Raw genomic sequence first — 24,253 nt, forward strand, 5'->3', positions numbered from 1 at the left:
GGGCTACAACGAATCAGCTGACCGCCCGCGCACAAAGAACGCGGCGGCCACGGCGATCGCGCCGATCACCGCCACCGGGATGGTCCACGACCGGCGGCTGGACAGCGCCGACTGGCATTCGGCCACATAGTCGGTGTGCGGCACCACCTGGTTGAGGATCGGGATATTGGCCACCGACTTGTTGTTCGCGGACTCGGCGCTCTTGGTGTCGCTGATCAGCGCGTTACCACAGCCGATGGTGCCGCCGTTCTGGTCGGACACCGACACCGGAACCAGCATCCCGATGACGCCGACGACCAGAACTACAGCCCCAATTGCCAGAACCAGCCGTCGTACCGTCACAACGTGCTCCTTTGCCCGCGCCTGTGTCAGCGCATAACTACCACCGGTGATGACCGGCTAAACCAGTGTGAACCACATCACACGCCGCCGCTTCGATTCGGCGTGTCTGCCCGCAGCCTGTAACCCTGAGACATCATGTGCGCCCGCAAAACACCCGAACCGCGTCTTGTCGCCTGGCTGACCTGGCTCGGCGGCGGCCAGTGGGATGAACTCGGCGAGCGGCACGAACGCTCCGCCCATGCGGTGGCCGGCGTGGTGGTGTTGCTCAACACCGCGCTGACCTGGCTGGTCGCCACGCTCGCGATCTCAGGATCGACCGGTTGGCCGGCCCCGGCCGTGTTGCCGCTGACGCTGGCGTTTGGTGTGCTCGTCGGCGCGCTCAGCCGCGCCGTTGCCAGCGGCCCGTCGCGCGGCGGCCTGATCGGGCGCGCAGCGGTGGCGGTAGCGGTCGGCGTCGTCGCCGGCGAACTGGGCGCACTCGTCGTGTTCGCCGGCTCGATCGACCGCCGTCTGGACGAACAGACCGCGCACCACGCCGACTCGACGCCTGCGGTCGCGCAATCGGCGGCCGAACTTCAGCGGCTCCGCGACGCGCGCAGCTCACTCGACGACGCCGTCGACCAAGCACGCACACAGCGCGACGAAGCGCTGGTGGTCGCCCGCTGCGAGTATCACCCCACGCCTGCCTGCCCACAGACCCACATCACCGGTGTGCCCGGCGTCGGCCCCGAAACCCGCACTGCCAACGACCTTCTCGCCGACGCGCAGCGGGAACTGGACAACGCCGTCGCGGCACGCCAGCAGCGGTCCGGACGGCTCGATGCTCAAATCGCCGACGGTGCAGCCCAACTCGCGCAAGCACGGCAGACGGCGATCGCCGGCGCCGATCGCGGATTAGGTGCACGATGGCTGGCCTTGGGTGACCTCTGCTCGGCCAATCCGGGCGCCCTGCTGTTGCGGTTGATCACGGTCGGATTCTTCGTACTGCTGAACCTGTTGCCGTTGCTCCTTCGCATGTGGCGCGGTGAGACCACCCATGATCGTCACGTGGCCGCTCGCGTGGAGCGTGACCGCGCCGAGGTTACGGCGGACACCGCGATCGCCGTAAAGCGTGCCGAGGTGCGGGCAGCCGCCGAAATCCTTTGGGCGGAGCAGCAACTCGCGCAGGCACGGTCGGCCGTCGAGGCGCACGAGGCGCCGGGGGCACCCACCCCTGAACTGGCGCCGGGCGACGAAACCGACTCGCAGGCAACGAATCTGCCGACGCCGGCGCGAGCCACGCTTCCCCTCATCCCCGACGTCACCAAAGCGGCCGCCCGGTGGATCGGCCCGCTGGTGCCGACCATGGTCACCCGGGCGATCGACACCACAACGCGGCCGCTTCGCACCGCTCGCCAGGTGTTCGAGGAGTTCGAGGAGATCACCTTCTCGCTCAAGCGCACTCGCAGGGTGGTCGTTGACGGTGAGGAACCTGCTGGCCAGCCACACGGATCGACCGTGGTGGACGAGGGCCCGCGCCGCGTCAAAGCTGAGCGCGTGGACACCGATCATCGGGCCGAACTTCAGACCGCCGATAGCCCACCGCAATTGCCGTCCGCAGGCTGATTCGCAGCACGAAATAAGGTGATCTGCATTACTTCTCCATCGCGAAAGCGAAACGACAAGCGTACGTTCGTATTACACCTACATGGAATATCGGTCTGAAAAACCGTATTTACCTAGGTTTTTGAGATAGCCCATGTAGTGTAGGTCATTGGTGCGCACTAAACGTGGTGGCCGCCACAATTTTTGGTGGCCATCTGCGGTGTTGTTAATGTCCCGCCGCATGTTTGTTTTAGCGACGCTGATGACACTTATTCAACAGGTGTCAGGCACGCCGTATGTCACCGGCGGGGATTCCCCTGCGGGCACGGACTGTTCGGGCCTGGCTTCCTGGGTGTCCAATGCAGCCACGGATCGCCCGGTATTCGGGAATAGGTTCAACACCGGAAACGAAGAGTCCGCCCTACTGGCCCGCGGGTTCCGGTACGGCACGGCCCCCGGCGCTTTGGTGATCGGGTGGAATGGTGGCCACACCGCCGTGACGCTGCCGGATGGCACTCCGGTGTCCAGCGGCGAAGGCGGCGGCGTCCGAATCGGCGGCGGCGGCGCGTATCAGCCGCAGTTCACCCATCACATGTATCTGCCGCTCGACCCCGAAGCGCTCGAGGACGCACCGGCGCCTCCGAACGAGGCCGTCCTGGTCGGTGCGGTGGCTCCGGAGGAAGCCCCGCCGGCTCCCGCACCCGACGAGGTCGTCGAGGCCGAGGCGCCCGCGCCCGAACCCGAGGCGGAGCCGGCACCCGCGGCCGACGACGCCGCTCCGGAGCTGTAAGTCACCGCAAGAATCGCTCAACATAGGAACCGAAGCGCACGGCCAGGTCGTGCTCGTCGAGCCCGAACATCTCGGCTGACGTCGCGACCTGGCCGAGCCGGCCGCGCTGATGGCCGGCCAGGTATGAAGCCATGGCGGCACGCGCCTCGGCCGTGAGCGTCTCGCCGGCGAGGTCGTAAAGCCGTTCTGCGACGCCGAGCTCGTCGGCCATGAAGTCGTCGAATCGGATGTCGACGGAGCGGTCCGGACCGATGATGTCGCGGTCGCGCACCAGCGCAGCCAGCATCAACTCCAGCCGGTCGATCCACGACGCGGCGATCTCCGTAATCGGCACGGGCGAGCGGTGCATTCGCGCGGTGTAGGTGATCATCGTGATCATCGACAGCGCCACCGGCACCGGGTCGCGGTGGGTGAAAACCACCACCACGCTGGGAAATACGGCATCCAAAACCGGCAGCTGCTCGAGGTGTGACGGCGACTTGAGCAGCCAGCGGCGGCCACCGCGCAGGAACTGCAGCGCCTTCAGCTGCAACGCGAGATATTCGTAGGCCGGCGTCTGGTCGTGCGCCAGGTAGTAGTCACGCCACCGCGGCACATCCGCAAGGGTCTCGAACAGCATCGAGGAGAAGGCGTTGGCCAGCAGCTGGATCTCCTCGTGGACATGGTCGGTCGTCATCTCGTGCATGAGCCGAAAGTGCGGCATCACCGCGTTCATGAAGTCGACGGCCGCGTCCATCCGGGTGCGGCGGGGATCCGGCTCGGCACCCGCCTCGGCGGGCAGCGGAAACGGTTCGACGCTCTCCCAGTAGGGAAGGGTGCGGAACGTCGGCGCCGCCGCAAGCAGGTTGTGCAGGTGGGTGGTGCCGGTGCGCGGCAGGCCGGCAATGACGACCGGCGGCAGCAGCTCGATGTCGCGGATTTCGGGGTGCCGCTTGAGCAGGTCCGTGAGCAGTAGCCGGTTCTTGAGCCAACCCAGCAGCTGCGCGTGGAAGTTGACGATTCCCGGCCCGTGCATCCCGCTGACCTCGTGCAGGGCCGCGAGGTAGACGTCGAGGCGTTCCCGGTAGTCGTCGGGCCCGAAGTCGTCGAGCCCGGTTTCCGCCGCCGCCTTGGCGTGCAGCGCGTCGGCGTCCAGCGGGCTGTCGGGCGCCATCGTTGCCATCAGGTCGCGGATCTGCTGGATGTCCGGGCTGAAGCGGGGTTCGGCGAGATCGTCCAGGTAGACGGTTGTGGCGTCGGCCACGGCGACTTATGTTACTTTGAGTTTCGTAATGACGACGGAAATTGGCCGACCCCGCGACAAACGCATCGACGGCGCGGTGCTGCGCGCAACCGTCGAGCTGCTCGCCGAGACCGGCTACGCCGACCTCTCGGTGGACGCGATCGCGCGCCGGGCCGGCACCAGCAAGCCGGCGATCTACCGGCGCTGGCCGGGCAAGGCGCATCTGGTGCACGAGGCGGTGTTCCCGCTCGGCGACGCGACAGCCCTGCCCGACACCGGGTCACTGGCCGGCGACGTGCGGGAGATGGTGCGCCGGACCGCGGCCGTACTGACCACCCCCGCCGCCCGTGCGGCGTTGCCCGGCCTGGTGGCCGAGATGGCCGCCGACCTCACGTTGCACTCGGCGCTGCTGGAGCGCTTCGGCGGGATCTTGTCGCGTGGATTGTCGGAGCGCCTCGCGGACGCGGTTGTGCGTGGCGAGGCGCGGCCCGACGTGACCGCCGCCGAAGTCGTCGAGGCCGTCGCCGGCACCACCTTCCTGGCGCTGCTCACCCGCGGAGACCAGCTGGACGACACCTGGGTGGAGCGCACCGCCGCCCTGATCACGAGAGGAATCAGCACCAATGGCTTATGAATCCACCGCCGCATGGCAGGAGTTGCTGACGACGCTGGGCGGCCTGGATCGATCGTTTCTCGAGGGCGATCGTGCAGTCACCGACGACCGGCACATTGCCGACGGCTACCGCATGCTCGCGACCACATTGGGAGTGGCGTTCGACACCTATTTGTTCGCCGAGCCCAGCCGGCCGATTTTCGTGGAGGTCAACACACCGTTCCGGCGGGACCGGCGCTGGGGAGGCGATAACACCGACGCCTACTACTGCATCTGCCCGATCGACCCCAAACGCCGCTACCGGATCAGCGGCAACAAGGGTGACAGCGTCTACTTTTCGCTGACCGCCTACAACGAACCGGCGCCCGGCGCATGGTCGGATCGGATCGTTGCGATCGTGCGCGACGACGATCTCGACATCGACGCGGACGGTAACTTCTCGTTCGAGTTCGGACCGACGCCCGATGCGGCGGTGCTGATGACCCGCGACTACCAGGCCGACCCGCTGACCGGCCGCCCGGTGAGCTGGCGTATCGAGGCGCTCGACGAGCCCGACCCGATCCGGCACGGCGACGCCGAAACCGCTGCCGCCCTGCGGGCCAGTGCGGCGTGGCTGCGCACGATGTTCGCCATTGTGCCCCTTGCCGTCGGCGCACGGAACAACGACGCACACACGCTCGGACACGAAACCGCTTACAGTGCAAACCAATTCGCCGACCCTTACCAGGTGCCCGATGCGAATTTCGGCTGGTCGGCACGTGATGCCTGTTACGCCTACGGCAGTTTCGAGCTGGCCGACGACGAGGCGCTCGTGATCACCCATCGGCCGCCCTCTTGCCGGTTCTGGAACCTTGTGGTGTGGAACCAGTTCATGGCCACGCACTGTGTCACCGACGCGCGCAGCTCGATCAACGGCCATGCCGCGGTCCCCAACGCCGACGGGTCCGTGACGATCGTGATCTCGCGCGGCATGACCGCGCACCCGAATTCGCTTACCACGCTGGACTATCCGCGCGGAAACCTCGCGTTCCGCTGGTTTTTGGCCGACGCGGTGCCCGAGCGGCCGCAGGTGCGGCTGGTCAAGGCATCGGATGCGCCGACGGGTGTGGACTGAGCCTCGTTTAGAGCTGGCTGGGCGCAGCGCAGGTGATTTGTGCTCGCGCTGCCCGCAGCACGCCATCCGCGGTTCGGCATGCGGGCGTGTCGAGGTGCAGCGGGTCGATGGGGAGTCCGGCGGCACGGCGCAGCACCAACACCGCGAGTGCAGTATCGGTTCGACACGGCACGATGAGCAGCGTCGCACTGCCGGCACTGCCGGTGATCGTCATGACATGCTGGCGCTTTGCTTCCCAGCCATAGGAGTCCAGCTTGGGTGGACCCTGTGACGCCGGCCAATTGACGTTGATGCCGATGATCTCGCCCAGTCGGGTGCCCAGAAGCGCGATAAGTTCGGGCAGCTCTCGCGCGATGCCCGGTGTGCGCGGCCACCATGCCCCGTCGATGTCGTGGCCGAGCTGCAACGAGAGGGTCACGCGTACGGGGGTGCCACGAGGGCGCATAACCCGACGCTACGCCACCCCGGCGCGGCCGTTCCTCATGGGCCGAGGCTGACCGGGTCGCCGATGCGGATGGTGCCCTCCGCGAGCACCTCCAGATAAACGCCGGCGCAGGGCAGCGATTCCACCCGGTTTTCGGCCACCGGCGTGCGCAGCGCATGCGGGGCTCGAGGCAGCTTGCCGTGTTCGAGGGTGGGCACCGCGCACCGCGACGTGGGCTTCAAAACGTGCAGCCTGGTCTCCCCCACGGTCAATTCCTTACCGACCCAAGTGTTTTCGGCATAAGGCGGGTATCCGGGCGGCGTCTCGATCACCAGGTTGGGCCGGTACCGCAGCGCCTCGGTGCCGATGCGCTCGCAGGTGGCCGTCGTTATCGCATGCAGCGGCGCGAGATCGGTGAACGAGTCGCCCGGTGTGGCTTTGGCGATCTCGATGATGCGGGTATCGACCTCGGCATCCACGCCGAACTCGAGCACCTGCTCGGGGTCGGGCCGTTCGAGCGTGGCACCGTCGGGTCGCTTGCTCACCAAGTGGACCGGCCGACCGAGCAGCCGCGAGAGCAGGTTGTCGACCCCGGGTTCGTCGGCGGCGACGCTGCTTCCGTCGGGCACGCGGATGGGCACCCGGCCGCTGTCTGCGGTGGCGGAGAAGTGCAGGAGCTCACGCCACAGCCGCGGCTGTTTGGCGCTCGCCACCCGCCCGGTTGTGGCGTCCACCAGCGCCAGCCGCCGGTCCCCGGCGGCGCCGCCTTTGTCGACGAACAGCGTCGTCACCGTCTCGCCGAGCATCGACTTGACCGGGTAGCGCCACAGGCTCGCTACGCGCATTTGAATCAGTATGCGCTCACCTCCTCGCCAGCACCCAGGCCACGCCGTCGGCCTCGTCCGCGGCGATCAGCTCGAGTTCGGCGAACGCGGAGGTCAGCTCACCCGGCGCCGCCCGAAACGGGCCAGGCGTGCCACCGACCTCGCTGAGCGCGCTGATCGCGAGCAGCCCGTCTGGCGCCAGTCGCCGGATGATCACCCGGTCGAGGCGACGGTCCCGGAACCGGTGGCAGACGACGACGTCCGCCGCTGGACCGTCCGGCAGACCCTGATCAAGATCAACGACGTCGAACCGGCAGCGATCGCCGACGCCGCCTCGCCGGGCCAGATCCCGCGCGTGACGGATGGCAACCGGCGAGACGTCGAATCCGTGGACGTCCAAGCCGCGACGAGCGAGCCACACGGCGGCTAGCCCCTGCCCGCAGGCCAGGTCCAGAGCATGCCCGGCCGTCGGGAACAGATCCTCGAAGCCGGCGAACACCGAGGGCAGACCGACCGCAGCCAGCTGCGCCGGGCCGCTGCCGGTGTAGACCTCGTCCCAGCGAACACGATCTTTCTCGGTCACTCGACTACACCGATAGTCTTGTGCCCGTTTCTTTTTCGGCGAAAGCCACCACGCGCGCGGCGGCGTCGTAGTCACACGCGACCGCCGAACGCCCGGCGAGCACTGGTCCCCCACGCAGGCCGAACCTGCCGCTGACGCCGACATAGCTGCCCGGCGGTATCGGCTCGCTGATGCAATACAACGTGGGCGCCGCCCCTTCGTCGATGTCGTTGGCCACCCGGTCGGCCACGAACCGGACCGCCCTGTGCGCCAGCGACATCAGCGGCGAGTCGCCGACGTGCGACAGGTTCGAGGCCACCCAACCCGGATGGGTGAGCTGCGTGACGACCGGCGAACCGGCCGCCCGCAGCCTGCGGTCGAGCTCCAGCCCCCACAGCATCACCGCGAGCTTCGAGGCGGCGTAGGCACCCATCGTCGTCCACTTGTGGTAGCGCAGCTGTAGGTCGTCGAGCCGCAGTCTCGCCGACCGATGTGCGTCCGAGCCGACGTTGATGATCTGCGAGCGCACTTGGGGCAGCAGCAGATTGGTCAACGCGAACGGCCCCAGCAGGTTGGTGGCCAGCGTCATCTCGAAACCGTCGACGGTCTCGGTGCGGCGCTGCGTCAGCGTACCGGCGTTGTTGATCAGGATGTCGACCTCGCCGTCGATCAGCTGGGGGAAGGCGCGCACCGACGCCAAGTCGGCCAGATCGAGCTTGACAACCGAGGTCGAGCCGCCGATCTCGCTCGCGCGCTGCTGGCCGAGCTGGGTGTTGCGCACCGCCAGGATCACGTGCGCGCCCGCTTTGGTCAGCGCACGCGCCGTGCCCAGCCCGACGCCGTTGGTTGCTCCCGTCACGACGACGCGCCGGCCGGTCAGGTCGCCGAGCCGGTTCGGTGTCCACGGTGATGTCACGACCAGTACACTAACCGCTCGAAGTGCGAAGACCGCACGTCGGCCCAGTTCACGGAAAGCGGAGTCCGGTCAAGGTGATTCGCCGTGAGTGACAGCGCAATAGAGATCACCAACCTGATCTACCGCTATGCCGAACTGATGGACGCCGGCGATTTGGACGCGGTCGCCGGGCTGTTCGAGCACGGCCGTGTCTGTGGTGTGGAGGACGGCCCGCCCGAGACGGTGTTCGCCGGGTCCGCCGCCGTCCGTCGAATGTACGAGATGGCCATCCACATCCACGGGGACGGCACTCCGAAAACCAGACACCACACCAGTAATGTGCAGCTCTACATCGACGAGGCCGCCGGTACCGCGCGCAGCACGTCCTATTACTGCGTCACCCAGGCCACGCCGGAATTGCCGTTACAGGTCATAGTGACCGGGCACTACAAGGACACGTTTCACCGGCTGAACGGCGCCTGGTGGTTCGACACCCGGACGATGTTCGTCGACCAGGTCGGCGACGTCAGCCACCACCTGAAGTTCTGATCGTCAACTACGGTCGCGGAGCTGGGCTTTGGCGATTTTCCCGCCGGACGATCGGGGCAGTTCGTCGACCACGACAAGCCGTTCGGGCAGCAGTTCCTTGGAAACGCCCAGCGCCAGCAGATGCTCGACGAGCTGGGGCAGTTCGATAGTGCTGGCGCCAGCGAGTTCGGCGTAGACACAGACCTTTTCGCCGAACACCGGGTCGGGCATCGCCACCGCCGCCGCGACCGCGATCGCGGGGTGGGTCATCACGGCGTCTTCGACCTGGCTGGCGCTGATGTTCTTGCCGCCCCGCAGGATGAAATCGGATGTCCGCCCGGTAACGCGCAAATAGCCGTCGCCGTCAATCTCGCAGATGTCGCCCATCCGCATCCACCCGTCGCGGGTGAACAGCTTGTCGTGGTCGGTGCCGTCGAGGTAGCCGAGGCTCGTGGCCGGTCCGCGGCACGCTGGCTGGCCACGCCCCGTCGCAGTAACGTCCCGATCGCCGTCGAAAAGCCGGACCGACATCTCCGGCACAATGCGACCGGCGGTGCGGAGCCGGCGCTCCCGCGAGTCGTCCATCGTGGTCGCACTGAGCAGCCCGGTCTCGTTCGAGCCGTAGAACTGCAGAATCGTCGCGCCGGTGAGCTCCTCGAACTCAGCCGCCGGCCGATACGGCAACGCCTCGCCGCCGGTGAAAACGACGCGCAGTGAGCTCAAGTCGTAGTCCCGGCAGGCGCGGTCGGCCATCAGCATCGTCAATTGTGTACTGACACAGCACAATACGGTTACCTTGTGGCGGGCGATCGCCTCGCACGCCGCCGTGGTGGTGAACCGCTGCATTGTCACCGCGGTGGCGCCGAGGTGAATCGGAGTCGTGTGGCTGGTCCAGATCCCGAAGCCGAACGGCGTGGGTATGACGGGCAGGAAGACGTCTCTCGATGTCAATCGCCCGTTGGCGACGGCCTTCTGATGGAAGTAATGCCACCGGTTCTGGGTGTGCACCACGCATTTGGGCGATCCGGTGGTTCCCGACGTCGAGTTGATCAGGAAGACGTCGTCGGGGCCGAGTTGGCGTGTCGGTATTCCGGGCATCGCGTGGGTGTTCAGGCACAACGTCTCATCCAACATGTGCGTGGTGATGGCCGCCACGGCTCCGCGCTGTCGATCGGTGATCAGGAGCCTGGGCTGTGTGCTGTGCAGAATCGCTGCGACTTCGCGGCGACCGGCCCGCGCGCCGATGCCGACCACGACCGCGCCGCAGCGTTCGATGGCCACGAACAGCACATGGATGGCAGCCGAGTCCGCGTGCCACACCGCGACCCGATCGCCGCGCGCAACGCCGACGCCGGCCAGCTGTTGAGCTAAAGCGGTTGCTGCAGAGTCGAATTCACTCCAGGTCAGAGACATTGCTGGGTGGTCGATGTAGGCGGGACCGTCGGGTGATTTTGCGGCGTTACGCCGGACCGCGTCGGACAGCGTCGAGTCGCTCCACCAACCCGCGGCGCGATACCGGGCCGACTCCTCCGCGGTGAATGCCGGCGAACCCGCGATATCCAGCCGAGCTCGCGTCATGAAAGCACCGTAACGTCAGGACGACGCGAAAACGGCAGCGCCAATGCTTACTCTTCTTCAATGCACGCGAAGAAAACTGCCATCGCCACAGCGGCGATGCTGCTCGCGGGTTGCGGCGGGTCGGGCCATCCGGTGGCCACCGTGACGTCCACGGTGCAACCGGTCACCAAGACGGTGACTGTCACCGTCCCGCCGCCGGCGACTCCGCTGCCCAAAACGACCATGGACACCGACGGCACCTACCGGGTCGGCACCGACATCGAGTTGGGCACCTACCGCACCGGTGGTCGGAGCGCGGAGGGAGAATCGGATTGCTATTGGGCCAGGCTGCACAGCCTCAATCCGACCGACATCATCGATAACAACATCGGCAACGGTCCGCAGCAGGTCGCGATTCAGCCGGGCGATGCGGCGTTCCTGACGCATAGCTGCCAGCGCTGGGAGAAGACCCACTAACCATCTGGCAAGACGTCCGTCAACTGCGTCGCGCTGCTTTACGCTCGGATCATGCGCGATCGGGACGCGATCGACGCCGAGCTGCGGCGCCTGGCAGCAGCGCGCCGGTCAACCCGCGAGCACGGTCGCGCGCCGTCCACGCGTGAGTTCGATGCGCTTCTCGACGAGCGCCTGGGACATCCCCCCGAGGCGCCCGAAACCGAGACGGTTGCAGCGACTGTGGTCAGGCCTTCCCGACGTAAGGGTGTGCGGCTCCGCTTCGGCCTCTTGGCGGCGTTGCCGCTGTCGTTGGTAGCGGTCGTCGCAGCGGTGGTGGCGATGTACACGTTCCACAGCCCGCCACCCACAGCACAGCCGCCTGCCGAAGCACCGCCTGCCGAATCGCCGCCGTCGGCAGCACGACCCAACCCGGCTCCTCCGACTGCGCAGCCTCCGCCGGTCGACATGGTCGACAAGGCGTTCATCGACGCGTTGAGGCAGGAGCAGGTGCCGATTCCCAGCCGCGACTACGTGACCAGCCATGGACATGCGGCCTGCGACTTCCTCGCAAAGCAACAGAATTTCGCAGACGCCGTGCATTTCGTTCAGGAATCGTCGGTATGGGACGCCAATCAAAGCGCCTACGTCACGGCGGGAGCCATCGTCTCCTACTGCCCGCAGTATCTATCGACGACGTCGGGCGACCTGCGGCAGGCATCCCAGACGCCTCTGCCCGATCTGCCCAACATTCAGGGTGACCTCGAAGGGATCGAAGGCGTTCTGCGGGGCATCCGAGACGATCTGCAGGGCATCACGGGTCAGCAGTAGCCCCACTCGGCGTCGGGCTGACATGATTGACGGAGATGAAAGCACTCGGGATCGCGGCGGCAATCGCGATCGCTCTTGCGCCGCTGCCGGCGGTCGCCGCCACCACACCCGGTGTGGCACACGCGGCTCCTTGCACCGGCGCCGGGTCGAACCCCACCTTCTGCGACGAATGCCTGTCCTGGGTGGCCGAATATCACCTTCGGTCGTCACGGTCGTGCTACGAAGAAGGGCCGCCACCGCGTCCGGCCCAGGCGCCGTCGAGCGCCGTGCCGGTGCAGATTCCGCCGGCTCCGCCGGTGCCTGTTGTGCCGCAACCGCCGCCGCCGAGGATGACGCAGGTTGTTCCGGCGCCGCCGAGCCCGGTTCACGGACCGCAGATCAATCCGCTGCCGCCGGGCGCGTCGCGCAGCGCCCCGCTGGTGGCGCCGCCGAAGAAACTGGATGCGCCAACGCAGGCAGTCGAGGCTGCCAAGGCCGCCCCGGCGACCCGGGTGAATCCCGCTGTGGACAAGATGCTGCAGGTGGTGGATTTCAACCACCAGGTGCAGACCGTGGTCGACGCGCACAACGGCAACGTCGACGTCATCGAGGCCGACAGCCAGTCGCTGCCGCGGCCCCGGCATTGGGACTACATCGACTACGACGGCTACCACCGGCCGATGCTGTACAACCCGCTCAACGAGGCGATGACATTCCGCTACTTCTACAACGGCGCCTACCGGGAGGCGTACGTGCCGGCCGGTGGGCGGATAGTGCTCGATGCGGCCGCCGCCGGCCTCTTCCCGTTCACGGCGGTCGGCGACAGCCATGTTGCGGCGGGCAGCTTCCGCGGCGGGGCCTGGATACCGCCGGAGGGTTGGGACGGCCCGCCGCCGCCGGACTACACCCCGCCGCCCGCTCCGGAGGTGTACCGGGACGTGGTGGCCGAGATCCCCGCCGGCGACAAGGCCGTGTCCGTCGGGCAAGTGCAGCTGGTGGGCCACGACGACAGCCAACCCGCCGGCAGCCGGGACACCTTCCTGCTCGACGACTCGACCCTGGCGTGGGGTCAGATCAACGATCCCGGCAGCAGCTCGCAGATCAAGGTAACCAAGACGCAGTCGCTGCCCGGCGTCGGGCCGACGGACAACGGCAGCTACCTGGTGGCGCTGGCCGCCCTGGACGAACCGAACCAATCGAGCGGAGCCTGGTGGCCCGCGGCGCTGGGTTATGGGGCGCTGGCGCTAGTAGTAGTCCTTGTCGCCTGGGGGCTCAGTCGTGGCCACCGAGAAGAGACTTGACCGTCGTACTTCGGTCGGGCTGAAGGGATTTGAACCTGTTTCTCCAGGTCGCTGCCGATTATTGTGCTGGCGCCGTCATGCGGGAAGTTCGTGAACACGCCGATTGTTCAGCATCGCGCATGATGTGTGGTCCTAGCGCGGCGCCCAGCGGTTGCCACAACCCGATACGCTTGTCCGTACAGTTCCCGTACAATTGTTTTTGTCGTGTGTGCAAGCAGGGGATTGAAGAAAGACAAAGGAGGTGCGCGATGGCAGTCAAAACGAAGCGCATCGAGCTTCGCGCGGAGCAAGCGACCTTCGACCGCATCCAGCGCGCCGCCAACCTTGTCCATGAGCAGACGTCGGAGTTCGTGCGGAAAGCGGCGATGCAACGGGCCGAAGAGATCCTGCGTCAGGAACTGGTGACGGCAATGGAGCCCGAACAGTTCGACAAACTGATGGCCTCGCTCGATGCTGCCGACAATGCGCCGCGGCTGGCGGCAGCCGCACGCAAACCAGCGATCTTCATTAAGCGTTAAACAATGTTCGAGTCCACGCGGCTCACCGAGGACCACGCGCTGGAAGGATTCGACTGCGGCAAGGAGTCGCTGAATACCTGGCTGATCGCCCACGCTCGTCGCGCGGATAGCAGCGGTGTCGCACACGTCTACGTATGGACGCCGCACGGCGAACGGAAAGTCAGCGCCTATTTCGCCATCTGCCCCACCGAAGTAGTGCGCAACGACGACGGCGTCTCGGGATCCATGGCCGGCGGCTATTCCCGCATACCCGGATACTTGATCGCACGCCTCGCAATCGACACATCGCTGCGGGGTCAGGGATACGGCGAGCAGCTGCTCCTCGACGCACTCGGCAAAGCCGTCGCCGCATCGGAAATCGGCGGCGGCCGGCTCATCGTGGTTGATGCCATCGACGACGAGGCGGGATCCTTCTACGAGCACTACCACTTCGTTCCCGTCCACAACCGCGAGCGTCGCCTGGTCATGAAGGTATCCACCGCGGCGAAGGCACTCGGCGAGCGCTGGCGAGAGTGAGGTCGCTCAGGACCCCTTCGCTTGTACAACGCGAAATCTGCACTGCGACCGCCTCTTTCATACAGCTTAGCCATCGTTGCCAGCGTCGCAGCAATGCCCGGGTAGAGGACCGTGGCGGCAAAGTCCAGCAATGACCGAAAGGCCTGGGCGCGGTGCCGCCGCGAGATTTGCCGGTGGCCGGTTTTCGGGTGGGATCATTTGCGCGCGGCTGTGCTCCCGCGCTAGCAGAGCTTAAGGCAGGTGGCCAAACCTGGACAGGTGTCCAGTCAGTGCTCTAGCCTCACGGCATGTCCAAAGTTCCCAGCAGATCCGCTCGACTTGCCCACGCGGCCAAACATGCCGAGTTATGGAATGCCGGTAAAAAAGACGAGTGGGTAGCGTCGTGGCGCACAATCTGCCCGGGCGAGGTTCGTATGTTCGATCCGGTCGGCACAGAGCAGAAGCATGGTTTCGACACCGCGACGTCTGAGGCATTCGACATGTTCCAGCCCATCCTCAAGATCAAGATGATCACCGTCCAGGTGAACGGAAACGAGATGGCATGGGTCTGTGAGAACTACTTCGGCACCGAGCCGAACGTACAGATGGCCTACAGCATCGAAACATTCGCGTGGGACGACGACGGCAACCTGTTAATCAAGACCTACTATCCAATGCCGGAATCCGTTGGTGCCGACGCCGATCCATACGCTCATCTGCTCGAAGAGCAGAAATAGCGCATAGGTACAACCGCGCGCCGCTGTCCTGTTTACCCTGGTCAGCTACCTCGGTTGGCCGGTTCGGTCGGATGCGTGACGGCGGTGCTGGTCTGAATTGACGGCGGCCCGGTGGACAGCCGCCGGAGTGCTGGTAAATGCTGGCCGACGCTGGCGGTGCATCGCATATAGATCGCACGACGCGGCGGCTAGATCGGCCAGAAACGTGCGTTGACAGGTAGTTACCGCTGTCGGGCTGACAGGATTTGAACCTGCGACCACTTGACCCCCAGTCGGACATCGGCTGAATTTCCTTGCGTTGCAATGAATCTTCAAGACTTCCGACCAGCAAAACCCGTCTCTTAATGTCTCCGGTCGATCCCCCCAATTCGCAACCCGCAGGTCAAGAGGTTGGCCACGTGGGCCATCTGAGTGCGTTGCCGGAGCTGCTGCGGACGGATTGCGGACGCCACGTCGCCTACATACCGGAGAGAGAGCGGGCGCTGGCCGTGCGAGGCGCACCATCCAACGCCAGAGGGGTAGCCCCCACCCTCTTGGTATCCCCTATGGCTGCGACGGCTCGCCTGGGGATGACTTCGCCGAATCTCAGGATTGGCGTGGCTCGTTCCGAGTCCAGCGCGAAGCCAGTGTGTCGCAGATGGTGCGTTGCTCGATCTCACTTAGGTCGTGCATAAGGAGTCCTTCGACGGTGAAGATGCCGATCATCACCTCGGCGTCCACAGTCGAGGTTGAGACTCCCGCAGTCTCCAATTCGTAACGGAACATGCTGCCGGTGATCAGATGGAAGTTGCGATGCCACTCGGCGATGGCAGCCGAATGTTCGACGCGGGCGTGCACCGTCGTCACTAGGCGGCTCATCTGGTGTAACTGGCGAACCGCCCACAGCACTCGAGCGGGGATCGGTTCGGTCGCAACTTGTTGGTACTGCGGCCAGATGTCGGCCATGACGGAGTCGAGCACAGCGATCAGAACGTCGTCCTTATCCCCGAAATACCAGTAGATGGTGTTGGGTGCCACCCCGGCTTCCTTGGCCAGGCGGCTCATCGGGGTGGCGTCGTAGCCAGTATCGATGAACAGCCGTCGTGCTGCCGCGACAATTTCTGCACGTTTCTCTTCGGCGGCCTGCGGGCGTTTGTTCCGTGCCATCGTTCCCTTTATCGACTAGGTCACACTGTGTTGAACGGCATTCAAGAACTTGCTAGCTTTTGTTGAACACCATTCAAGATACCTGATGAAGGCCAGGACCATGAACCAACCACTTAGCTACGTCCGACACGACGTCACCTTTATGTCCGAGGGCACATCCTGCGCGGCGTGGCTCTACCGGCCCGAAGGCGGTGAGAATCCCCCCATCGTCGTGCTAGCTCACGGGTTTGCCGCCTTCCGCGAACTGCGCCTGGACGCCTACGCCGCACGATTCGCCCAGGCGGGCTACGCCGCCCTGGTGTTCGACTACCGACACTGGGGTGCCAGCGAAGGACAACCCCGCCGCATCCTTGACATCGCCAAACAGCACGCTGACTGGCGGGCCGCCATCGCCTACGCCCGCAGCCTGGACAACGTCGACACCACCCGGGTCGTGGCCTGGGGTTCCTCCTTCGGCGGTGGTCACGTTCTCAACTTGGCCGCCCGCGACCACGATCTCGCAGCCGCTATCGTCCAGGTCCCCCACGTCACCGGACCCGCATCGGCGTTCTCCCAATCCCCAAAACTGGTAGCGCGGTTGATCCTCGCCGGCCTGCGCGACCAAGTCGGCGCATGGCTCGGGCGCCCGCCCTACCGGACAGCAGCTATCGGCTACCCGGGTGAGGTCGCGATGATGACCTCCGCGGGGGCCGCCGAGCTCGTCGAACGGATGGCTGGGGACAAGCGGGAAGAACTACTCGCCGAGAACGACGTCGCCGCCCGCATCGCCCTGCGCGTGCCGCTGTATTCACCGGGACGCAAAGTCGCAGGCATCACCGCGCCGACCCTGGTTCAGCTCGCCAAACGGGACGACGTCACTCCCTACCCCAAAGCCAAAAAGATCGTGGCCCGCATCCCCCATGGTGAAGTCCGCTCCTATGACTGCGCGCACTTCGAGCCGTACCTGGAACCGCACTTCGAGGAGATCATCACAGACCAGATCGACTTCCTCAATCGCCACGTCCCACTGGCGTGACGCCAACGCCACACGCGTCCTTATCCGGCAGACCCGCCCCCGCAGCGCACTACACGCGCACCCCTTCCCGTCGGCCACGGTGGCCGACGCCTACCACTAAGGAACACCCACCCATGAATACGACCCGACGTACCGCACTGATTACCGGGGCATCTGCCGGTATCGGCGCGGCCTTCGCTCGCCACCTCGCCAACGAGGGCTACGACGTACTGCTCGTCGCCCGACGCGCCGAGCGCCTCAAGGAACTCGCCGCCCAACTACACCAACAGCACGACGTGCGTGCGGAAGTGTTCACCGCCGACCTCACCGACCCCGCGGCCCCCGCCGCGATCATCGCCCGCGCAACCGAATTGGGCTTGCCCATCGACGTTCTCATCAACAACGCCGGTCTCATGGCCAGCACCAAGTTCTCCGACACCTCGTGGGACTCGGTCGCGGGAGAACTTCAACTGATGGTCACCGCCGTAACCGAACTGACCCACCGCGCCATTCCCGGCATGAAGCAACGAGCCTGGGGACGCATCATCAACCTGTCCTCACTGGCCGCGCTAGCCCCACCCGGAGAAGGACTGCTGTACACCGGCATCAAGTCCTACGTGTTGAACATGTCCCAATGCCTCGACATGGAACTTAAACCCCACGGCATCCATGTCACCGCGCTATGCCCCGGCTTCACGCGCACCGAGTTTCACGACGTGACGGACAACCGCGACGCCGCCGACCGCCTGCCGAGCTTCATGTGGCAACAGCCAGATCCCGTTGTGCGCGAGGGATGGGCCGCGGTGACCAACGGCAAGCCCGTCTGCATATCAGGCACCCTCAACAAGCTCACCGCCGCCGCCATACGCCCAGTCCCACAGCGCATTCAGTACTTCCTTGGCCGTACCCTAAATCCATTCAAATAGACGATCCCGAGTCGCTGATTGTTGTGTACGGTGCTGCACCCACCCTGCTGCTGCTCTTTCACGCGTCAAAATCTTGGTCCAGCACGCGGTAGACGGTGGCACGACTTACTCCGAGAGTGGAACGCAATGGTATCGGCGGGCTCGCCGCTGGCGTGCATCCGCTGAGCCAACGCGGATTTCGAGGTCGAGCACCTTGGGCCGTCCGATCTGCTGCCCGCGCGCCCGACGTGCCTCGCCGTCGAACACGCGTGCAATCGGATGAAATCGAAAAGACGAGGTCAGAGGGCACGTTCTTTGGTCGGGCTGACAGGATTTGAACCTGCGACCACTTGACCCCCAGTCAAGTGCGCTACCAAACTGCGCCACAGCCCGGTGCCGCCGGAACGATCCGGCAGCAGGTCGAAAGCCTACCGCAGCCGCATTGGCTACACCGTCACCAGGCGGTACAACCCGATGAGTCCGACGACAACGATCGCGGCCCGCAGCGCGTTCGGCGACAGCCGTCGGCCATAGTGCGCCCCCAGCCAGCCACCGATGAGCGAGCCCGCCGCAATCAGGCCGGCCGCCGGCCAACTGATCCGGTCGAACGCAACGATCGTGTACGCCAACGCGGCCACGACGTTGACAAGCAACGCCAGGAGGTTCTTCGCCGCGTTCATCCTTTGCACCGACTCGGGCAGCAGTGCCCCCATCACGGCGATCAGCATGATGCCCTGCGCCGCAGTGAAATAGCCGCCGTAAGCCCCGACCGCGAACGTCCCGATGACCAGCGCAGCCATCCGCCGTGACGAAACGTGGGAGGCGGATCGGCCCTCGCTTTCGGCGCGTCGGCGCGCCCATGCCTGGATCCGTGGGCCCATCACCACCAGCAGTAGCGCCGCGATCAGCAGCACCGGAACCATTTCGCCGAACACCTTCTCCGGAAGGTGCAGCAGCAGATATGCGCCCAACCCGGCGCCGATCAGCGACGCCGGAACCTGCCAGCGCAGCCGGTCCCACTGACCGGCAAGCTCACGGCGGTATCCCCAGGTTCCGGAGACGCTGCCCGCCACCAGACCGACCGCATTGGACATGGTCGACGTCACCGGCGGGTAGCCCAGCGCCACCAGGGTCGGGAAGGTGATCAGGGTGCCCGAGCCGACGACGGCGTTGATCGCGCCGGCACCGAGCCCGGCAACAATGATCAAGATCGCGTCCGATAACGGCACTGCAGCACCCTACCGGGACCGCTCAGCGTGACCGAGCGCCCCGCTTCTCGCGCACGCGGACGTTGATACGGATCGGGCTGCCCTCGAAACCGAACGTCTCGCGCAGTCGTCGCTCCAGGAACCGGCGGTACCCCGCCTCCAAAAACCCGGTGGTGAACAACACGAACGTCGGAGGGCGCGCGGTCGCCTGGGTGGCGAACAGAATCCGGGGCTGCCGTCCGCCGCGCACCGGCGGCGGCGTGGCAGCCACCACCTCCTTGACCCAGGTGTTCAAACGACCGGTCGAGATCCGCGTATCCCATGACGCCAGAGCACTTTCCAGCGCCGGCACCAACTTCTGCACTGCGCGGCCCGTCTTCGCAGAGATGTTGACTCGCTGCGCCCAGCGCACCTGTACCAACTCGCGGTCGATCTCCCGCTCCAGCAGATAGCGGCGGTCCTCGTCGACCAGATCCCACTTGTTGAACGCCAGCACCAGCGCCCGCCCAGCCTCGATCACCATGGACAGCACCCGCTGATCCTGTTCGGTCAGCGGCACCGACGCGTCGATCAACACGATCACCACCTCGGCGGCATCGATCGCACCGTGGGTGCGCACCGACGCGTAGAACTCGTGTCCGCTGGCCTGCCCCACCTTGCGGCGCAGACCGGCGGTGTCGACGAAACGCCATACCTTGCCGTTCATTTCGATCAGCGAGTCCACCGGGTCGACCGTCGTACCGGCCACCTCGTGCACCACCGCCAGCTCATCGCCCGCCAGCCGGTTCAGCAGTGAACTCTTACCGACATTGGGTTTCCCGACGAGCGCCACCCGCCGCGGGCCGCCCGACGTAGTCGCCGATTCGGCCACCTGCGGCAGCGCGGCAACAACGTCGTCGAGCAGGTCGGCCACGCCACGGCCATGCATCGCGCTGATCGCATACGGCTGTCCCAGCCCCAGCGACCACAGCGCGGCGGCGTCCGCCTCGCCACGCTCGCCGTCAACCTTGTTGGCGGCCAAGAACACTGGCTTGCCGGCACGGCGCAGGATGCGGGCTGCGGCGTCGTCGCCGGCGGTCGCACCTACCACCGCGTCCACCACCAGGATCACCGCGTCGGCGGTGCGCATCGCCACCGCTGCCTGTTCGGCCACCAACTGCTGTAAGCCCTTGGCGTCGGGCTCCCAGCCGCCGGTGTCCTGCACCACGAAACGGCGTCCGGTCCACAGCGCGTCGTAGGACACCCGGTCGCGGGTCACGCCCGGCACATCCTGCACCACCGCCTCGCGGCGGCCCAGGATCCGGTTGACCAGCGTCGACTTGCCGACATTGGGCCGGCCCACCACCGCCACCACCGGCGGCGGGCCGGAAGCCTCGACGTCCCAGTCGCTTTCGTCGCTCCAGGTTCCGTCGGTATCGCTCACCGGATCGCCTCGCTTCGCTGCTTTACCAACTCCAGCAGATAAGCGACTACCTCGGCTTCGGTCATCTCGCTGGTGTCCACGACGACCGCATCGTCGGCGGCCCGCAACGGCGACACCGCCCGCGTCGAATCCAAATGGTCGCGGCGGCGCACGTCGGCCAGTACCCCGTAATAGTCGTCGGGCAGGCCCGCGGCGATGTTCTGGTCATTGCGGCGCCGCGCCCGGGTCTCGGCCGATGCGGTCAGGAAAATCTTCAGGTCGGCGTCGGGCAGCACCACCGTGCCGATGTCGCGGCCTTCGACCACGATGCTGCCGCCGCCGTCGGCCAGCGCACGCTGCAGATCCACCAGCCGGGCCCGCACCGCCGGAACTGACGACACCGCTGACACGGCGCGAGTCACCTCCTCACCGCGGATCTCGGCTGAAACATCTTGGGAATCAAGGCAACAGCGGTCCACGTCGGGGTCATAGCCCACCGACAACTGCACCCCAGCCGCGACGGCCCCGACCGCTGCCTGGTCGGCAGGGTCGACTCCGGCCCGCAGCACCGCCAGCGTCACGATCCGATACATTGCGCCCGTGTCCAAATACCGTGCATTCAGCGCCCGCGCCAAACCTCTTGAAACCGAAGACTTTCCGGTCCCAGCCGGCCCGTCCACGGCAACAACTATGCTCACAGGCCGACCGCCCGATACAGTTCGCCGATCTCGTTGCGACCCAAGGGGCGTACGCTGCCCGGACGCTGCTGTCCCAGCGATACCGCGCCGATGTCGGTTCGTACCAACGCCTGCACCGGGAAGCCTGCGGCGGCCAATAGCCGTCGCACAATGCGTTTGCGCCCTTCGTGCAGGGTGATCCGCACCAGGGTCTTGCCCGGAACGGTGTCGACCACGGCGAAATCGTCGACGGACGCCGGCCCGTCGTCCAATTCGATTCCGGCGCGCAGCTTCTTGCCCAGCCCGCGAGGCACCGCCCCGGCGACCGTGGCGACGTACGTCTTGGGCACCTCATAGGAGGGGTGCATCAGCCGGTGCGCCAGCTCCCCGTCATTGGTCAACAGGATCAGTCCCTCGGTGTCGGCATCCAACCGCCCGACGTGAAAAAGCTGCTGCTTTTGCTTGCCCCGCACCCGGTGCTCGACCAGATCGCCGATGCAGGGCCGGCCGCGATCGTCTGACATCGTCGAGTGCACACCGCGCGGCTTGTTGAGAGCGAGATACACCATCGAATCGTCGAGAACGATCCGCGTCCCGTCGACGCGGATCACCGACACATCCGGGTCGACCCGGGTGCCCAATTCGGTGACCAGCTGCCCGTCGACCTCGACGCGACCGTCGGTGATCATTCTCTCGGCGACCCGCCGTGACGCAATTCCGGCCTGCGACAACACTTTTTGCAGGCGCACACCGTCGGTCATTCCTGGTCCACGTCGAACGACAGCGGCTCATCCGCCTCCGGCGTACCGGAGAGTTTGACGAATCGTGGTTCCTCGTCCAGCGATTCGCTCAGATCGTCGATCATGTCGACGTCGGGAAGCAGCGGCGCGATGTCGGGCAGGTCGGCCAGCGACGACAACCCCAGCCGCTCCAAAAACAGCTCGGTGGTGGCGAACGTTGTCGCGCCGGTATCGGCATCGGTGCCGGCCTCGGTGATCAGGCCGCGGGCCACCAGCGTGCGCATGACGGCGTCGCAGTTGACCCCGCGCACCGCGCTCACCCGTGCGCGGGTGACGGGCTGGCGGTAGGCCACGACGGCCAGCGTCTCAAGCGCGGCGCGGGTCAGCTTCGAACGTGAGCCGTCCAGCAGCAACCGCTCCACGTAGGGGGCGTAGCGGGCGCGGGTGTACATCCGCCAGCCGCCGCCGGCCTCGCGCAGGTCTATCCCGCTGTCGCGTTCGGTGAGCTCGTCGGCCATCAGCCGCAGCTTGGCGGCGATCCGGTACACCGGTTGCTCAGTGGCCGCGGCCAACGCCTCGACGGTCACCGGGGTATCGACGACCAGCAGCAGCGCCTCGAGCACCGCGCCGAGCTCGTCGTCGGGCAACTCCGGTGCGGTCGCGATCTCGAATAAGCGCCGCTCCTCCTCATCGCTGCGCTCTGCATCGTCGTCGGCGCGAATACCCAGGTCAGGATCGGTCATGATTCGTCTCGAATTTCCAGGTCTTCATTGGTCGGCCGTTCTCCGGTCCATGAAACCTGGAGCACACCAAGCGGTTCTGACTGGTCGAATGCTACCGCCCGGGCCCGATACAGTTCGAGCAGCGCCAGGAACCGGCCGACGATCTCGATCGGCACCCGGCAGTCGGCCACCAGCTCCGAAAACGACGCCCACTGCCCGATCCCGCGTGACTCCAGCAGCGTCAGCAGCTGTCCGGCCTGCTCGGGCACCGACACCATCAGCTCGTGCAGATGCTCGGTGGCCACCGTCGGCACCGGCCGCGGGGTGAATGCGGCGGCGGCGATCTGCGCGAACCGCTCGGCGTCGACGCCCAGCATCACCTCGGGCAGCAGCCCGGCGAACCGGTCCTCCAGCGACACCGCCCGCGGATAGCTGCGCAGCGCGGCGGCCTCCAGCTCGGCGAACATCTGCGCGACGTGCTTGAACGCCCGGTACTGCAGCAGCCGGGCGAACAGCAGGTCGCGCACCTCGAGTAGCGCCAGGTCCTCCTCGTCGTCGACCTGGCCGGACGGCAGCAGGCGCGCCGCTTTGAGATCGAGCAGCGTCGCGGCGATCACCAGGAATGCGGTGGTCTCCTCCAGGCCCAACTCGGGGCCGATCGCGCGGGTGTAGGCGATGAAGTCGTCAGTGACCCGATGCAGTGCCACCTCGGTGACGTCGAGGCGGTGCGCGAAGATCAGCTGCAGCAGCAGGTCGAACGGCCCCTCGAAGTTGGTCAGCCTGACCTGAAAACCGGTGGCAGCCGTTTCGGTATCGCTCACGCGCCGAACCGGGCGATGACCTCGCGGGCCAGCGAGCGGTACGCCTGTGCACCGGCCGATTTCGGCGCCCATGTGGTGATCGGTTCGCCGGCGACGCTGGTCTCCGGGAAGCGGACTGTCCGGGTGATGACCGTGTCGAACACCAGGTCGCCGAACCGCTCCACCACGCGGGCCATCACCTCGCGGGAGTTGACGGTCCGCGGGTCGAAGCGAGTGATCAGGATGCCGCTGATCTCGAGCTTGGGGTTGAGCCGGTCGCGCACCTTGTCGACGGTGTCGGTCAAAAGCGCCAGGCCCCGCAGCGAGAAGTATTCGCATTCGGTGGGAATGATGACGCCGTCGGAGCCGGCCAGCCCGTTGACGGTGAGCAGGCCCAGCGACGGCTGGCAGTCGATCAACACGTAGTCGTAGCGATCCAGCACGGGGTGCAGGGCACGGGCCAGCGTCTGCTCGCGACCCACCTCGTTGACCAGCTGGATCTCCGCTGCCGACAGATCGATGTTGGACGGCACCAGATCCATGTGCTTGACCCGGGTGTGGACCAGCACATCGTCGACCGACACCCGCGGTTCGACCAGCAGGTTGTGGATGGTGTGGTCCAGTTCGTAGTGCGGCACGCCCAGACCCGCCGACAGCGCACCCTGCGGATCCATGTCCACCAGCAGCACGCGGCGGCCGTAGTCGGCCAGCGCGGCGCCCAGGTTGATCGCCGACGTGGTCTTGCCGACGCCGCCCTTCTGGTTGCACATCGCGACGACCTTTGCCGGCCCGTGCGCGGTCTTGGGTTTGGGTTCCGGAATTGTCCGCGGCGGCCGCCCGGTCAGGCCGACCTCGGCGCCGCTGTCGGCGTCGTCAGTCATGCCCAGAGC

General features: G+C 66.2%; 28 protein-coding genes and 1 tRNA gene. 13 read left to right on the forward strand and 16 right to left on the reverse strand.

Annotated elements, in window-relative coordinates:
- Nucleotides 1-3: 3 nt before the first annotated feature.
- Nucleotides 4-342, reverse strand: a complete 339-nt coding sequence (locus tag G6N47_RS20105) for an aminopeptidase (protein ID WP_083134171.1) — start codon at nucleotides 340-342, stop codon at nucleotides 4-6.
- 135 nt (nucleotides 343-477) lie between these two features.
- On the opposite strand from G6N47_RS20105, the gene G6N47_RS20110 reads away from it, so the two are divergent.
- Both G6N47_RS20110 and G6N47_RS20115 read left to right on the forward strand, forming a co-directional pair.
- Nucleotides 478-1,947, forward strand: coding sequence for a DUF4407 domain-containing protein (locus tag G6N47_RS20110; RefSeq protein ID WP_083134170.1), 1,470 nt, complete (start codon nucleotides 478-480; stop codon nucleotides 1,945-1,947).
- 220 nt (nucleotides 1,948-2,167) lie between these two features.
- Nucleotides 2,168-2,716 (forward strand): glycoside hydrolase, encoded by a 549-nt coding sequence (locus G6N47_RS20115; protein WP_083134169.1) that lies wholly within the window; start codon nucleotides 2,168-2,170, stop codon nucleotides 2,714-2,716.
- Nucleotide 2,717: 1 nt separating this feature from the next.
- Here the strand turns inward: G6N47_RS20115 and G6N47_RS20120 are convergent, their stop codons facing one another.
- Nucleotides 2,718-3,959 carry a sulfotransferase family protein gene (locus G6N47_RS20120; protein ID WP_083134168.1) on the reverse strand — a complete coding sequence of 414 codons (1,242 nt, stop codon included), beginning with the start codon at nucleotides 3,957-3,959 and terminating at the stop codon, nucleotides 2,718-2,720.
- 28 nt (nucleotides 3,960-3,987) lie between these two features.
- Between G6N47_RS20120 and G6N47_RS20125 the strand changes: the two genes are divergently transcribed.
- Both G6N47_RS20125 and G6N47_RS20130 read left to right on the forward strand, forming a co-directional pair.
- Nucleotides 3,988-4,572: a TetR/AcrR family transcriptional regulator gene (locus tag G6N47_RS20125; protein ID WP_083134167.1), complete on the forward strand. Its 585-nt coding sequence runs from the start codon at nucleotides 3,988-3,990 to the stop codon at nucleotides 4,570-4,572.
- Nucleotides 4,562-5,665, forward strand: coding sequence for a DUF1214 domain-containing protein (locus G6N47_RS20130; RefSeq protein WP_083134166.1), 1,104 nt, complete (start codon nucleotides 4,562-4,564; stop codon nucleotides 5,663-5,665). The genes G6N47_RS20125 and G6N47_RS20130 overlap by 11 nt, the downstream gene beginning before the upstream one ends.
- Before the next feature lie 7 nt (nucleotides 5,666-5,672).
- Here the strand turns inward: G6N47_RS20130 and G6N47_RS20135 are convergent, their stop codons facing one another.
- Genes G6N47_RS20135 through G6N47_RS20150 form a run of 4 tightly spaced genes read right to left on the reverse strand, consistent with a single transcriptional unit; the run spans nucleotide 5,673 to nucleotide 8,391 of the window.
- Complete coding sequence (locus tag G6N47_RS20135; RefSeq protein WP_083134165.1) at nucleotides 5,673-6,110, reverse strand: DUF5994 family protein; 438 nt, start codon at nucleotides 6,108-6,110, stop codon at nucleotides 5,673-5,675.
- 35 nt (nucleotides 6,111-6,145) lie between these two features.
- Nucleotides 6,146-6,934, reverse strand: coding sequence for an MOSC domain-containing protein (locus G6N47_RS20140; protein ID WP_083134164.1), 789 nt, complete (start codon nucleotides 6,932-6,934; stop codon nucleotides 6,146-6,148).
- Nucleotides 6,935-6,950: 16 nt separating this feature from the next.
- A complete protein-coding gene (locus tag G6N47_RS20145; protein ID WP_083134163.1) occupies nucleotides 6,951-7,496 on the reverse strand; it encodes an SAM-dependent methyltransferase in 546 nt (181 codons plus the stop codon).
- 4 nt (nucleotides 7,497-7,500) lie between these two features.
- Nucleotides 7,501-8,391 (reverse strand): SDR family NAD(P)-dependent oxidoreductase, encoded by an 891-nt coding sequence (locus G6N47_RS20150; protein ID WP_083134162.1) that lies wholly within the window; start codon nucleotides 8,389-8,391, stop codon nucleotides 7,501-7,503.
- An 84-nt stretch (nucleotides 8,392-8,475) separates the two neighbouring features.
- Here G6N47_RS20150 and G6N47_RS20155 point away from each other — a divergent pair, with 84 nt between their 5' ends.
- Entirely contained in the window at nucleotides 8,476-8,919 is a 444-nt protein-coding gene (locus G6N47_RS20155) for a nuclear transport factor 2 family protein (RefSeq protein ID WP_083134161.1), read from the forward strand.
- A 3-nt stretch (nucleotides 8,920-8,922) separates the two neighbouring features.
- Here the strand turns inward: G6N47_RS20155 and G6N47_RS20160 are convergent, their stop codons facing one another.
- Nucleotides 8,923-10,476, reverse strand: coding sequence for a class I adenylate-forming enzyme family protein (locus tag G6N47_RS20160; RefSeq protein WP_083134160.1), 1,554 nt, complete (start codon nucleotides 10,474-10,476; stop codon nucleotides 8,923-8,925).
- A gap of 60 nt (nucleotides 10,477-10,536) precedes the next feature.
- Here G6N47_RS20160 and G6N47_RS20165 point away from each other — a divergent pair, with 60 nt between their 5' ends.
- The 6 genes from G6N47_RS20165 to G6N47_RS20190 all read left to right on the forward strand — a co-directional run bounded on the left by G6N47_RS20165 (nucleotide 10,537) and on the right by G6N47_RS20190 (nucleotide 14,769).
- Nucleotides 10,537-10,932, forward strand: coding sequence for a hypothetical protein (locus G6N47_RS20165; protein ID WP_169717280.1), 396 nt, complete (start codon nucleotides 10,537-10,539; stop codon nucleotides 10,930-10,932).
- A gap of 51 nt (nucleotides 10,933-10,983) precedes the next feature.
- On the forward strand, nucleotides 10,984-11,739 hold the full coding sequence (locus G6N47_RS20170) for a DUF732 domain-containing protein (protein ID WP_083134159.1): 756 nt from the start codon (nucleotides 10,984-10,986) through the stop codon (nucleotides 11,737-11,739).
- Nucleotides 11,740-11,774: 35 nt separating this feature from the next.
- Nucleotides 11,775-13,019, forward strand: coding sequence for a hypothetical protein (locus tag G6N47_RS20175; RefSeq protein WP_083134158.1), 1,245 nt, complete (start codon nucleotides 11,775-11,777; stop codon nucleotides 13,017-13,019).
- Nucleotides 13,020-13,267: 248 nt separating this feature from the next.
- Nucleotides 13,268-13,537 carry a type II toxin-antitoxin system TacA family antitoxin gene (locus G6N47_RS20180; protein WP_083134157.1) on the forward strand — a complete coding sequence of 90 codons (270 nt, stop codon included), beginning with the start codon at nucleotides 13,268-13,270 and terminating at the stop codon, nucleotides 13,535-13,537.
- A 3-nt stretch (nucleotides 13,538-13,540) separates the two neighbouring features.
- Nucleotides 13,541-14,053, forward strand: a complete 513-nt coding sequence (locus tag G6N47_RS20185; protein WP_083134156.1) for a GNAT family N-acetyltransferase — start codon at nucleotides 13,541-13,543, stop codon at nucleotides 14,051-14,053.
- A 287-nt stretch (nucleotides 14,054-14,340) separates the two neighbouring features.
- Nucleotides 14,341-14,769, forward strand: coding sequence for a hypothetical protein (locus tag G6N47_RS20190; RefSeq protein ID WP_139799702.1), 429 nt, complete (start codon nucleotides 14,341-14,343; stop codon nucleotides 14,767-14,769).
- Nucleotides 14,770-15,354: 585 nt separating this feature from the next.
- On the opposite strand, the gene G6N47_RS20195 is transcribed toward G6N47_RS20190, so the two are convergent.
- On the reverse strand, nucleotides 15,355-15,915 hold the full coding sequence (locus G6N47_RS20195; RefSeq protein WP_083134154.1) for a TetR/AcrR family transcriptional regulator: 561 nt from the start codon (nucleotides 15,913-15,915) through the stop codon (nucleotides 15,355-15,357).
- A gap of 100 nt (nucleotides 15,916-16,015) precedes the next feature.
- On the opposite strand from G6N47_RS20195, the gene G6N47_RS20200 reads away from it, so the two are divergent.
- Nucleotides 16,016-16,930, forward strand: coding sequence for an alpha/beta hydrolase (locus G6N47_RS20200; RefSeq protein ID WP_083134199.1), 915 nt, complete (start codon nucleotides 16,016-16,018; stop codon nucleotides 16,928-16,930).
- Nucleotides 16,931-17,043: 113 nt separating this feature from the next.
- Nucleotides 17,044-17,835 carry an SDR family NAD(P)-dependent oxidoreductase gene (locus G6N47_RS20205; RefSeq protein WP_083134153.1) on the forward strand — a complete coding sequence of 264 codons (792 nt, stop codon included), beginning with the start codon at nucleotides 17,044-17,046 and terminating at the stop codon, nucleotides 17,833-17,835.
- Nucleotides 17,836-18,130: 295 nt separating this feature from the next.
- Here G6N47_RS20205 and G6N47_RS20210 read toward each other — a convergent pair.
- The 8 genes from G6N47_RS20210 to G6N47_RS20245 form a co-directional block, all read right to left on the reverse strand.
- Nucleotides 18,131-18,207, reverse strand: a tRNA-Pro gene (locus tag G6N47_RS20210).
- Nucleotides 18,208-18,260: 53 nt separating this feature from the next.
- The gene (locus G6N47_RS20215; protein WP_083134152.1) at nucleotides 18,261-19,043 is read right to left on the reverse strand and encodes a sulfite exporter TauE/SafE family protein; all 783 of its coding nucleotides are present in this window, start codon (nucleotides 19,041-19,043) and stop codon (nucleotides 18,261-18,263) included.
- Between the two features lie 22 nt (nucleotides 19,044-19,065).
- Entirely contained in the window at nucleotides 19,066-20,445 is a 1,380-nt protein-coding gene (der, locus tag G6N47_RS20220) for a ribosome biogenesis GTPase Der (protein WP_083134151.1), read from the reverse strand.
- The gene (gene cmk / locus G6N47_RS20225) at nucleotides 20,442-21,122 is read right to left on the reverse strand and encodes a (d)CMP kinase (RefSeq protein WP_083134150.1); all 681 of its coding nucleotides are present in this window, start codon (nucleotides 21,120-21,122) and stop codon (nucleotides 20,442-20,444) included. Before cmk ends, der begins: the two co-directional genes overlap by 4 nt.
- Nucleotides 21,119-21,862, reverse strand: a complete 744-nt coding sequence (locus tag G6N47_RS20230) for a pseudouridine synthase (RefSeq protein ID WP_083134149.1) — start codon at nucleotides 21,860-21,862, stop codon at nucleotides 21,119-21,121. The genes cmk and G6N47_RS20230 overlap by 4 nt, the downstream gene beginning before the upstream one ends.
- The gene (gene scpB, locus G6N47_RS20235; protein WP_083134148.1) at nucleotides 21,859-22,584 is read right to left on the reverse strand and encodes an SMC-Scp complex subunit ScpB; all 726 of its coding nucleotides are present in this window, start codon (nucleotides 22,582-22,584) and stop codon (nucleotides 21,859-21,861) included. Before scpB ends, G6N47_RS20230 begins: the two co-directional genes overlap by 4 nt.
- Nucleotides 22,581-23,384, reverse strand: coding sequence for a segregation/condensation protein A (locus G6N47_RS20240; protein ID WP_083134147.1), 804 nt, complete (start codon nucleotides 23,382-23,384; stop codon nucleotides 22,581-22,583). Before G6N47_RS20240 ends, scpB begins: the two co-directional genes overlap by 4 nt.
- On the reverse strand, nucleotides 23,381-24,244 hold the full coding sequence (locus G6N47_RS20245) for a ParA family protein (protein ID WP_083134146.1): 864 nt from the start codon (nucleotides 24,242-24,244) through the stop codon (nucleotides 23,381-23,383). Before G6N47_RS20245 ends, G6N47_RS20240 begins: the two co-directional genes overlap by 4 nt.
- Between the last annotated feature and the right edge of the window lie 9 nt (nucleotides 24,245-24,253).

The sequence above is a fragment of the Mycobacterium branderi genome (assembly GCF_010728725.1).
Lineage (GTDB): Bacteria > Actinomycetota > Actinomycetes > Mycobacteriales > Mycobacteriaceae > Mycobacterium > Mycobacterium branderi.